The following is an 11,078-nucleotide window of genomic DNA, read 5'->3' as shown; positions in this document are numbered from 1 at the left end:
CCTGCAGCGCGCTCGCCGGGTTGGCCGCGGCGAAGGCGGCGACGCGGGCCGGGTCCGGCTGCCCCGTGGCCGGGTCAGCCCGGCGGGCGAGCAGCCCGTCCACGAGCGCCTGCGGCGTCGCGGCCCCGAAGATGGGGGCGGAGATGTTCGCCATCTCCCAGATGTCGCCGGCCTGGGTCTCGAAGCGGATGGACAGGCCGCGCGTGCCGCGCGCCGTGTCCGAGGCGCGCGGATTGGCACCGGCCACGCCGAACCGGATCAAGGCGGAGACGCGCTGGCCGTTGAAGACCGGCGCGGTCGACCAGCGCGCACCCTCTGGCGTCGCGGTGAAATGGCCGGCGGCGCAGGTGCCCTTGGGATGGCTCGGCCGATGGGTGCGCACCGGGCCGAGCACGGCCTCGAAGGCATCGACGATGGCGTCGGGGCTGGGCTGGGCGCGCGGCGCGCCCCCCGGGGCGGCGATGCCGCCGGCCAGGAGGGCGAGGGCGAGGAGATGGCGATGACGCATGGCGGATCCCTTCCGGCGGCACGAGGCACGACAGGCCTACGCCCGATCATGCCCCGCGGTTACGCCGGGGTGGATGACTTTTCGGGGGCGCTGCCCCTCAGCCCGCCGGCAGCCGCACGACGAAGCGCGCACCGGCCACCTTGCCCTCGACGTCGCGGCGGTTCTCTGCCGTGATCTGCCCGCGCAGCCCCTCGACGATCTGCTTGCTGATCGACAGCCCGAGGCCGGAATGCTGGCCGAAGCGCTCCCCGCTCGGGCGTTCGGAATAGAAGCGCTCGAAGATGCTCTCGAGCTTCTGTTCGGGGATGCCCGGGCCTTCGTCCTCGATCGCCACCTCGACCATCGCGCCAGCCGGGCGCGCCTTCATCCAGACCGTGCCGCCGGCCGGGCTGAAGGACAGCGCGTTGCCGAGGAGGTTGCGATAGACCTGCACGATGCGGCCCTCGACGCCGCGCACCACCAGCGGGCCGGGCGGCGCTTCCAGCACCAGGCGCGGCGCCTCCTCCGTCTCCCGCGTCGCCTCGTGCAGGTCTGCCAGGGCGGAGAGGATCGGTGCGATGTCCACGGGGGTGGATATCGTGCGCGACAGTTCCGCATCGACGCGCGAACTATCCGAGATGTCGGCGATCAACCGGTCCATCCGGACCGCGTCCTCGGCGATGATGGCGAGCAGCCGTCCGCGTTGTTCCGGATTCTCGATGCGGCGCAGCGTCTCGAGCGCGCTGCGCACGCTGGTCAGCGGGTTGCGCAGCTCATGCGCGACATCGGCAGCGAAGCGTTCGTTCGCGTCGATCCGCGCCCACAGGGCGCGCGCGGAATTCTGCAGGTCGCGCGCGAGCACCCCGATCTCGTCGTTGCGCACCAGCAGGGGTTCGGGGACGGATTCCTCACGCCCCTCGCCCTCGCGGATGCGCTGCGTGGCGCGCGCCAGGTCGAGCATCGGCGTCGCGATGGTGCGCGCAAGATAGAAGGAGAGCATCACCGTCAGCACCAGCGCCGTGCCGAACAGCAGCAGGACGGAGGCGCGGATCTGGAACAGCCTCTCGTCCACCTCCCGCGCCTCGCGCGTCAGCAGCACGATGCCCACGCCCTGGTTTCCCCGCCGCGCGGGTTCGGCGACCGAGACCAGCAGTCGGCCATCGCCCGTGCGGCGGATATAGGGGCGCACGCCGCCTTCGAGGGCGAGGCGCAGCTCCTCCCGCCGGTCGGGGCCGATATCGGGTTGCCAGTCGAAGTCGGGTGTTTCGGGCCCCACATCGACGGCGACGCCGCCCGTGCCCCCCGTGCCGCGCAGCGTTCCCGGCAGGACGGAGACGAGCCGGTCATAGACGCCGCCGACCGTGGCGGTGAGCGCGCCGCGCGGTTCGGGCGGTGGCAGGGGCTCGGTCACCACCGCCCCGCCGGGGCCTTCCCGCACGCGGCTGTCGGCGACCATCAGGCCGGTATTGTCGAACAGCCGCGCCTGGGTGTTGGGGGAGGGCTCCACCAGCCGGCGCAGCAGCGGGCGCGCGGCTTCCGGCACCAGGATGGCGCGGTCGCCGTCGATGCGCACCGCGGCCTCGGCGATGCCGCCGGCATAGATGCGCGCCTGAGTGCGCAGCCCCTCGACCTCGGCGGCGAGCAGCCCGTTCTGGTACTGGTCGAGATACAGCAGCGACGCGGCCAGCAGCGCCGGCGGCACTGCGTTGACCAGCAGGATGCGCCGCAGCAGCGGCGAGAAGCGGCGCGGCGCGCGCGGTTCCGCCGTGCTTTCGGCGCGCGGGCGCGGCGCGGCGCGGCGGCCCGAGCCGTCAGGCATGCGGGGCCACGACCATCGGCTCAGGCTTCCTTGTAGCGGTAGCCGATGCCGTAGAGCGTCTCGATCTGGTCGAACTCCGTGTCCACCTGGCGGAACTTCTTGCGGATGCGCTTGACGTGGCTGTCGATGGTGCGGTCGTCGACATAGATGTTCTCGCCATAGGCGGCGTCGATCAGCTGGTCGCGGTTCTTCACCATGCCGGGGCGGATGGCGAGCGCCTTGACCAGCAGGAACTCGGTGACGGTGAGCTGCACCTGCCCACCCTTCCAGACGCAGGTGTGCTTCGTCTCGTCCAGCACCAGGTCGCCGCGGGCGATGACGCCGCCGGGCGGCGCGCCGGACCCTTCCGCGCGGGAGGCCTCGTTGCGGCGGAGCAGCGCGCGGATGCGTTCCAGCAGCAGGCGCTGGCTGAAGGGTTTCGTGATGTAGTCGTCCGCGCCGAGACGCAGGCCCATCAATTCATCGACCTCCTCATCCTTCGAAGTGAGGAAGACGACCGGCATGTTCGATCGCTGGCGCAGGCGCTGGAGCAGTTCCATCCCGTCCATGCGCGGCATCTTGATGTCGAGCACCGCGAGGTCGGCGGGGCGGGAAAGCAGCCCCTGCAGCGCGCTTTCGCCATCCGTGAAGGTGCGCACGGAATAGCCTTCGGCCTCCAGCGTCATCTGCACGCTGGTCAGGATGTTGCGGTCGTCATCCACGAGGGCGATGGTCTGCGGCATTGTCCTGCACTGTGCTCCGGGCATTCTGGCTGGCCGCGGTTGCGCCGCGGCGGCCGTCGATCCACCTTCGCGCCGGATTGTGGCACGAGGCGGGCCGGAGGGGCACATGGCGACGGTCGAGGGAATTGGCGAGGCCCGGGGCCTGATCCGCGGCGCGGCCTCGGCCACGCTCGCGACGCAGGCGGACGGCCAGCCCTTCGCAAGCCTGGTCACGCCCGCGCCCGCGCCGGATCTCTCGCCGCTGCTGTGGCTCTCGACGTTGTCGGAGCACACGCGCCACCTCGCGCAGGAACCGCGCTGCTCGCTGCTGTTCACCGGCACGGCGGAGGGGCCCAATCCGCAGACCGCGCCGCGCCTGACCGTCACGGGACTGGCCGAGCGCGTGCCGGAGGCGGCGGTCGCGGGGCTGAAGGCGCGTTGGCTGGCGCGCCACCCCTATGCCGCGCTCTATGCCGACTTCGCCGATTTCGGCCTGTGGCGCGTGCGCATCATGGGCGCGCTGCATGTCGGCGGCTTCGCCCGTGCGGAGCGGATCCGCGCGGCGGAGCTCACACCCGACCTGGCGGCGATCGAGGCGATTCTGGAGGCGGAGGCCTCCATCATCGAGCATGTGAACGCCGACCATGCCGATGCGGTCGCCGCGATCGCTGAGGGGCTGCTCGGTGCGGGGCCGGGCGCGTGGCGTCTCGTTTCGGTCGATGTTGACGGTTGCGACATCTCGGAAGGTAACCGAACGGTTCGTCTTGCGTTCTTAACGCAGGTAAGCGATGCGGACGCCGTGCGGGCGGCCCTCATCCGTGCCGCACGGGAGGGACGGGCGAGAATCGCCGGGACCGGCTGAGCAGCGGCTGTCGCCGCAATTCCGCCGCCGCCATCGCCGAAACGGCGCCGTCACCGCATTGCAACGTGGTGTTCAGGAGAGTTGTCGCGCATGTCCGCATCCCCCACAGCGCTGGCCGGCACCGGCGTGATCCCCAGCGGCGAAGTCCATCCGAACCTGACAGCCCCGACCCTGGTGGCCGCGGCGCTGCGGCGCGGGGAAGGGCGGCTGTCGGCCGACGGCGCCTTCATCGCCGTGACCGGCCAGCACACCGGACGGTCCGTGCAGGACAAGTTCGTCGTGGACGAACCCGCGACGCGCGACGCGGTCTGGTGGGGCAAGATCAACCAGCCCCTGCCGGCCGAGAAGTTCGCTGGCCTGGTTGCCCGCGTGCAGGCCTATCTCGGCCAGAAGGCGGAACTGTTCACGCAGGACCTGCATGCCGGCGCCGATGCCGCGCACCGCATCCGCGTCCGCCTCGTGACGACCAATGCCTGGCACGCCCTGTTCGCGCGCAACATGTTCATCCGCCCCGAGCGCGACGCGCTGGACGGCTTCGCGCCGGACTGGACCATCCTGCACGCGCCTGAGTTCGAGGCCGACCCCGGCACGGATGGCTGCCGCACGGGCACGGTCATCGCTCTGTCGCTGGCGACGCGCACCATCCTGATCGCCGGCACCTCCTATGCGGGCGAGATCAAGAAATCGATCTTCACCGTGATGAACTGGCTGCTGCCTGACCGCGGCGTGCTGCCGATGCATTGCAGCGCCAATGTCGGTGCGAAGGGCGATGTCGCGCTGTTCTTCGGCCTGTCGGGCACGGGCAAGACGACGCTCTCCTCCGACCCCGAGCGCGCGCTGATCGGCGACGACGAGCATGGCTGGTCGGATGCCGGCGTCTTCAACTTCGAAGGCGGCTGCTACGCCAAGGTGATCCGCCTGTCGCGCGAAGCCGAGCCGCAGATCTGGGACGCCTCCCACCGCTTCGGCGCGGTGCTCGAGAACGTCGTGGCCGATGTGGATGGCAACCTCGACCTCGAGGATGCGTCGCTGACCGAGAACACGCGCTCCTGCTACCCGATCCACTACATCCCGGGCGTGGTGGGCAGCGGCACGGCGGGGCTGCCGAAGAACGTGGTGATGCTGACGGCGGACGCCTTCGGCGTGCTGCCGCCGATCAGCAAGCTGTCCTCGGCGCAGGCGATGTACCACTTCCTCTCGGGCTACACGGCGCGCGTCGCAGGCACCGAGAAGGGGCTGGGCCGCGAGCCGCAGGCGACCTTCTCCACCTGCTTCGGCGCGCCCTTCCTGCCGCGCCATCCGGAGGTCTACGGGCGGATGCTCGCCGACCTCATCTCGAAGCACGGGGCGGATTGCTGGCTGGTCAACACAGGCTGGTCGGGCGGGTCCTACGGCACGGGCAGCCGCATGAGCATCAAGCACACGCGCGCGCTGCTGCGCGCGGCGCTCGACGGCTCGCTCGCGAAGGTCGACTACGTGCGCGACCCCTTCTTCGGCCTGATGATCCCGAAGAGCGTGCCTGGCATTCCCGACAACGTGCTGAACCCCCGGGACGCCTGGGCCGACAAGGCAGCCTATGATCGCACGGCGCAGAACCTGGTCGGGCTGTTCGAGAAGAACTTTTCGACGTTTGCCGGCGCGGTGGGGGACGACGTGAAGGCGGTGGCGATCCGCGCGGCGGCCTGACCGGACGCGCGGCGCGCGAGGGTCCTCCTTCGCGCCGGCTGCGGCCGACCGCCGCGGGCCAGGCGTGATCGCCGAAGGCGGATGACGCCCGGCCGCGCGCAGCCTGCGTGCGACCAGGCGCCACCGTTCGGGGCGACCCGCGGCGGGGGATGGGGGAAAGGCCGCGGGCCGCCCGGCGACCGCGCCGAGGGGGACGGCGCGGTCGCGATGCGCCGCTTTACATCCCGGCGGTCAGGCGCTCGGCCTCCGCCATGGCGGTGGTCGCCGCCGCCACGTCACGGCGCGACAGTGCGGCGCGCGCATCCTGCATGACGGCCACGGCGCCGGCGCGCAGCGGGATCGTCTCGGTCCCCGCGATGGTGCCGCGCGTCAGCACCAGCGTCTCGGCGCGCTCCACCAGCTCGAGCGCCAGCGGCAGGCGTCCGCCGCGCGCGGCATCGGCCGCCCGGCGGAGCAGCGGGCCGACATCCCGCGCGCCGATGCCATCGGCTTCGGCCGAGACGCGGTCGCCGCCGTTGAGCTGCTGGGTTCCCTGCGCCAGGGCCGGGCTGAAGGCCAGTCCCAGGCCAAAGATGGCGAGGCTGATCGGGTGCTTGCGCATGATGTCCTCCTCTCTCCGTCGAACACGCTTCAGGAACACATCAAATGGGGCGGGAAGGTGACCCAGGGAAGGCCATTCGGCCGTCTTCGCGCGGACTTGACGCTCCTGGGTTCACCGCTGATGCCAACTTACGGATATTTTCCCAGGATCAGAGTGTTACTAAAACGGATCGACGGGGTCCCGGCCTGGGCGGCGGCAGCCCGAGGCACGTCAGGCGCGCCGCCGGGGCCGGGGCCACTCGGGCGCGGCAGTCTGTCAGCCCAGCGCCGCCGCGATCCCCTGCGCGCCCCCAGCCACGAGCGCCTTGAGGTCCGCCTGGGGCCTGGCGCCGAAGTGGGAAATCGCCTCGGCCGCCGCAACGGAGGCCCAGCGGCCGCATTCCGGCAGCGGATGGCCGGCGGTCAGCGCCGCCAGGAAACCCGCCGCATAGGCATCGCCCGCGCCGGTCGTATCAAGCACCTGGGTGGGCACGGCGGCGATCTCGTGCGTCGCCTCGCCGGCGAGGATGACGCTGCCCTTCTCGCTGCGCGTCAGCGCGGCCAGGCCCACATCGGCCCGCGCCTGCGCCGCCGCCTCCTCGAAGGTGTGGGCGTGATAGAGCGCGCGGATCTCGGCCTCGTTGGCAAACAGGATGTCCGCTTCCTCCTTCACGAAGGCGAGGAAGGCGTCGCGGTGCCGTTCCACGCAGAAGGCGTCGGACAGGGTGATCGCGACCTTGCGCCCGGCCGCGTGGGCGATGCGCGCCGCGGCGCGGAAGGCGGCCTGCGCCGCCGGCGGGTCGTAAAGATAGCCTTCCAGGTAGGTGACCTGCGCGGCGGCGACGGCCGCGGGATCCACGTCCTTCTCCCCGAAGGTCACGCAGGCGCCGAGGAAGGTGTTCATCGTCCGCTGCCCATCCGGCGTGACGAGGATGAGGCAGCGCGCGGTGGGCGCGCCGCCCTTGAGCGGCGGCGTCGGGAAATGCACGCCGGCCGCGGTGATGTCGTGGCGGAAGACGGCGCCGAGCGCGTCATCGGCGACCTTGCCGAGATAGCCGACCTTCGCGCCGAGTGCCGCGGCCGCGGCGCAGGTGTTGGCGGCCGATCCGCCGCTGCTTTCCACGCCCGGGCCCATGTCGGCGTAGATGGTCTCGGCCTGGTCGGGGCCGATCAGCGCCATGCCGCCCTTGGCCATGCCGTGGCGGACCAGCACTTGCTCCTCGGCGCGCGCGAGCACGTCCACGATGGCGTTGCCGATGCCGAGGATGTCGAGGCTGGTCATGCGCGTGGTCCTGTGGCTGAGGTGCGCGGCGCATAGCCCGAAGGGCGGGGGAGGGGAACCTCCCCCGCCACCCCCTCCCTTCTTTGTCCGTCGGAAACTGACCGCGAAAGTCACAAAGAAGGTTGAGCGGAGGGCGGGGGCATGGATCCCCCACGACGGAACCTACATCGTGCCTGCCTGACAAGGCGGCCGCCCTTTGCAGGTTCGGATAAGGGACACGCATGGCGTGTGCCGAACTGTGCTGCCGTGCTTCAAAGAGCCAGCGCTGCCACGCCTACGACCATTTTGGGCGGCAAGTGGACCTCGCCGACCGCGCCTTGACGCCCGAAGGCATGACCCCCCGATGGCCGGTGCAGAGGAACTGCCCGACCACGAAACGGGCGAAGACGCGCGAAAGCGGCCGGGGCCAGGGTCGCGCGCAATGCTGTCAGGCGTGGAGGCCTGGCGCCTCCTGACCCGTTCGCGCCACGTATTCGGTGTAGCCACCGTCATACCGGTGCACGCCGTCCGGCGTCAGTTCGAGCACGCGGTTGGACAGGGCCGCCAGGAAGTGCCGGTCGTGCGAGACGAAGAGCATCGTGCCTTCGTACTGCGCCAGCGCCGCGACCAGCATCTCCTTCGTCGTCATGTCCAGGTGGTTCGTGGGCTCGTCGAGCACGAGGAAGTTCGGCGGGTCATAGAGCATCTTCGCCATCACCAGGCGCGCCTTCTCCCCGCCGGACAGCACGCGGCAGCGCTTCTCGACCTCGTCGCCCGAGAAGCCGAAGCAGCCCGCCAGCGTTCGCAGCGATCCCTGCCCGGCCAGCGGGAAGGCATTTTCCAGCGTCTGGAACACGGTGAGGTCACCGTCCAGCAATTCCATCGCGTGCTGCGCGAAGTAGCCCATCCGGACGCTGCCGCCTACGGACACCGTTCCCGCGTCCGGCTGCGTCGCTCCGGCGACCAGCTTCAGCAAGGTGGACTTCCCGGCGCCGTTGACGCCGAGCACGCACCAGCGCTCGCGCCGTCGCACCATGAAGTCCAGCCCGGCATAGATCGGGCGCGTGCCATAGCGCTTGTGCACCTGCCGGAGGTTCACGATGTCCTCCCCGGACCGCGGCGCCGGGGGGAAGTCGAAGGCGACGCTCTGCCGCCGCTTCGGGGGCTCGACGCGCTCGATCTTCTCCAGCTTCTTCACGCGGCTCTGGACTTGGGCCGCGTGCGAAGCCCGGGCCTTGAACCGCTCGATGAAGCTGATCTCCTTCGCCAGCATGGCTTGCTGTCGCTCGAACTGCGCCTGCTGCTGCTGTTCGTTCAGCGCACGCTGCTGCTCGTAGAACGCATAGTCGCCGGAGTAGGTCGTCAGCGCGCCGCCGTCGATCTCGATGATCCTTCGGACCACGCGATTCATGAACTCGCGGTCGTGCGAGGTCATGAGCAGCGCGCCCTCGTAGCCCACCAGGAACTGCTCGAGCCAGATAAGGCTCTCGAGATCCAGGTGGTTGCTCGGCTCGTCGAGCAGCATGACATCGGGCCGCATGAGAAGGATGCGGGCCAGCGCCACGCGCATCTTCCAGCCGCCCGAAAGGGCGCCCACGTCGCCGTCCATCATCTCCTGGCTGAAGCCCAGGCCGGCCAGCACCTCGCGGGCACGTCCATCCAGCGCATAGCCATCGAGTTCTTCGAAGCGGGACTGCACCTCGCCGAAGCGCTCGATGATGCGGTCCATCTCGTCGGCGCGTTCCGGGTCCGCCATGGCGGTCTCGAGCGCCGCAAGTTCTGCAGCCACTGCGCTGACCGGGCCGGCGCCGTCCATCACCTCGGCCACGGCCGGGCGTCCGGCCATCTCGCCGACGTCCTGGCTGAAGAAGCCGATCGTCACGCCCCGGTCCACCAGGACCTGGCCCTCATCCGGGGCTTCCTGCCCGGTGATCATTCGGAAGAGCGTCGTCTTGCCCGCGCCGTTGGGGCCGACGAGCCCGATCTTCTCACCCTTCTGGAGCGCCGCCGAGGCCTCCACGAAGAGGATCTGTCGTCCGTTCTGCTTGCTGACATTGTCGAGGCGGATCATGGGGGGGCGCGGAGGCCTCGTGACCGTTGAGCCGGCCTTATGCCACGCGGAACTGCCGAGGGCAGGTGCCGCCAGCGAACCACGCGCTGGGGGCCGGTCGAGGCGGGGCTGCGGTTCGGGCGCTGGGTCATTCAGCCGCGCCTGCTCCTGACCTCATTTGCGGGCTCGCCATCGGCGTCGTCTCCGGGGCGGGCGTCCCGTGCGTGAGGAACAGGTCGGCCAGCACGTCGATCAGGTCCGACGAGGTCAGCCTGCGCACGACGCGGATCAGGGTGGAGAAGTTTCGTTCTCCCCCCGCCTCTATCGTCAAGGCGCGACCAGCCAAACCCAGAAGGGCAGCGTCGCGATCGCCGCGATATGTTCCGTTGTCGTGATGGCCGCCATCAGCGGCGCGTCGCCGCCCATCGCCCGCGCCATGACGTAGGAGGTCGCGGCCGTCGGCAGTGCCATGAACACGACCGCGACGGCGGTCGCGAGCGGCGGCACGCCGAACAGCGTGCACAGCCCCCAGGTCACCGCCGGCATCACCATCAGCTTCAGCACCCCCGTCGCCGCCTGCGTCGGCACGCGGTCGGAGAAGGATTGCAGCGACAGTGCCGCGCCGACGCACAGAAGCCCGAGTGCCACGGACGCCCGCCCCAGCGCCTGGACGGTGGGCGCGATGCCCGGCGGCAGACCGCCCGCCGCGGCGACCGCGAAGCCGATCGCGACCGCGAGCAGCAGCGGATTGAACGCGAGTTGCCGGATGATCGCCGCCGGCCGCGGCGGTCCGCGCGTGCCGTCGAATGCGAAGGCGAGCGTCGTCACCACCTGCACGAAGGGCACGATGATCCCCGTGGCGACCGCGCCGAAGCCAGTGCCCGCCGTGCCGAACAGCGCGCCGACGATGGCGAAGCCCATCAGGTTGTTGAAGCGGATGCCGCCCTGTAGGACCGAGGTCATGGCCGCGTGCCCGTGCCCCATGGCGCGCGCCATCAGCACCGAGACGAGCGTGCCGAGCGCCAGCGCCCCCCAGATCGCCGCCGCGATCCGCCCGAGCGGCAGGGTCGCGAGGTCGAGCGGCGCGAGCGCGGCCACGATCAGGCTCGGCAGCAACACCCAGTAGATCAGGCGCTCCATGCCGGCCCAGATCGTGTCGTCGCGCAGCAGGCGCCGCTTCAGCAGCGCGCCGAGTCCCAGCAGCGCGAAGGCGGGCACGAAGGCATCGAGCCAGGCGCTCATGCCGCGCCGCCCGGAACGGTTCGGGTCAGGGCGATGTCCTCATGCCATGTGCGGAGGGGCCGGACCTTGGCGCGGAGGGATGCGCGCACGGGACAGCCGCGTTGTGGCGGCTGTCGCCGGCGGTCGCGATCACGGCCCGCGGCCGGGCAGGGCCGCGAGGCAGGCCGCTTCCGTCACCCGCGCGCCGCCATGCGCCCGCGCTGCGGCATGCCCCACGAGCAGGGCGCCGCCCTCCGGGTAGAGGATGACATCGAGCCGGCAATTGGGCGCCTCGTAGAGCCATATCTCGGCATCGCCTTCGGGTCGGCGCAGCGCGGGTTCGCCGAGGCGCCGGCGCACCTCCTCGGCGCGCAGCCCGGCAAGGGCGGCGGCCGAGGACACGGCGGCGGCC

General features: G+C 70.9%; 10 protein-coding genes and 1 pseudogene. 2 read left to right on the top strand and 9 right to left on the bottom strand.

All coding sequences use genetic code 11. From position 1 onward, the window contains the following. The 3 genes from HW577_RS12970 to HW577_RS12960 all read right to left on the bottom strand — a co-directional run. Positions 1 to 508 (bottom strand): catalase (locus tag HW577_RS12970; RefSeq protein WP_198376557.1); only part of this gene is annotated, 508 nt, incomplete at its 3' end. A gap of 97 nt (positions 509 to 605) precedes the next feature. Beyond that, positions 606 to 2,306 carry a stimulus-sensing domain-containing protein gene (locus HW577_RS12965; RefSeq protein WP_198376556.1) on the bottom strand — a complete coding sequence of 567 codons (1,701 nt, stop codon included), beginning with the start codon at positions 2,304 to 2,306 and terminating at the stop codon, positions 606 to 608. Positions 2,307 to 2,326: 20 nt separating this feature from the next. After that, positions 2,327 to 3,028, bottom strand: a complete 702-nt coding sequence (locus tag HW577_RS12960) for a response regulator transcription factor (protein WP_198376555.1) — start codon at positions 3,026 to 3,028, stop codon at positions 2,327 to 2,329. Positions 3,029 to 3,134: 106 nt separating this feature from the next. Between HW577_RS12960 and HW577_RS12955 the strand changes: the two genes are divergently transcribed. Continuing rightward, complete coding sequence (locus HW577_RS12955) at positions 3,135 to 3,869, top strand: HugZ family pyridoxamine 5'-phosphate oxidase (protein WP_198376554.1); 735 nt, start codon at positions 3,135 to 3,137, stop codon at positions 3,867 to 3,869. A gap of 90 nt (positions 3,870 to 3,959) precedes the next feature. Continuing rightward, positions 3,960 to 5,555, top strand: coding sequence for a phosphoenolpyruvate carboxykinase (locus tag HW577_RS12950; protein ID WP_198376553.1), 1,596 nt, complete (start codon positions 3,960 to 3,962; stop codon positions 5,553 to 5,555). Between the two features lie 217 nt (positions 5,556 to 5,772). On the opposite strand, the gene HW577_RS12945 is transcribed toward HW577_RS12950, so the two are convergent. The 6 genes and pseudogenes from HW577_RS12945 to HW577_RS12925 all read right to left on the bottom strand — a co-directional run. Then, positions 5,773 to 6,156, bottom strand: coding sequence for a hypothetical protein (locus HW577_RS12945; protein ID WP_198376552.1), 384 nt, complete (start codon positions 6,154 to 6,156; stop codon positions 5,773 to 5,775). 255 nt (positions 6,157 to 6,411) lie between these two features. Continuing rightward, entirely contained in the window at positions 6,412 to 7,416 is a 1,005-nt protein-coding gene (locus HW577_RS12940; protein ID WP_198376551.1) for an adenosine kinase, read from the bottom strand. Between the two features lie 427 nt (positions 7,417 to 7,843). Next, on the bottom strand, positions 7,844 to 9,466 hold the full coding sequence (locus tag HW577_RS12935) for an ABC-F family ATP-binding cassette domain-containing protein (protein ID WP_198376550.1): 1,623 nt from the start codon (positions 9,464 to 9,466) through the stop codon (positions 7,844 to 7,846). A 127-nt stretch (positions 9,467 to 9,593) separates the two neighbouring features. Further along, positions 9,594 to 9,725 carry a hypothetical protein gene (locus tag HW577_RS26900; protein WP_269769541.1) on the bottom strand — a complete coding sequence of 44 codons (132 nt, stop codon included), beginning with the start codon at positions 9,723 to 9,725 and terminating at the stop codon, positions 9,594 to 9,596. A 47-nt stretch (positions 9,726 to 9,772) separates the two neighbouring features. Continuing rightward, positions 9,773 to 10,687: an AEC family transporter gene (locus HW577_RS12930; RefSeq protein ID WP_198376549.1), complete on the bottom strand. Its 915-nt coding sequence runs from the start codon at positions 10,685 to 10,687 to the stop codon at positions 9,773 to 9,775. A gap of 129 nt (positions 10,688 to 10,816) precedes the next feature. Next, positions 10,817 to 11,078, bottom strand: a pseudogene (locus HW577_RS12925) (hypothetical protein); the annotation flags it as partial.

This window comes from Neoroseomonas rubea (genome assembly GCF_016106015.1).
GTDB lineage: Bacteria > Pseudomonadota > Alphaproteobacteria > Acetobacterales > Acetobacteraceae > Neoroseomonas > Neoroseomonas rubea.
The sequence above is the reverse complement of the archived record's forward strand: the minus strand, read 5'-3'. Positions and strand labels throughout refer to the sequence as shown.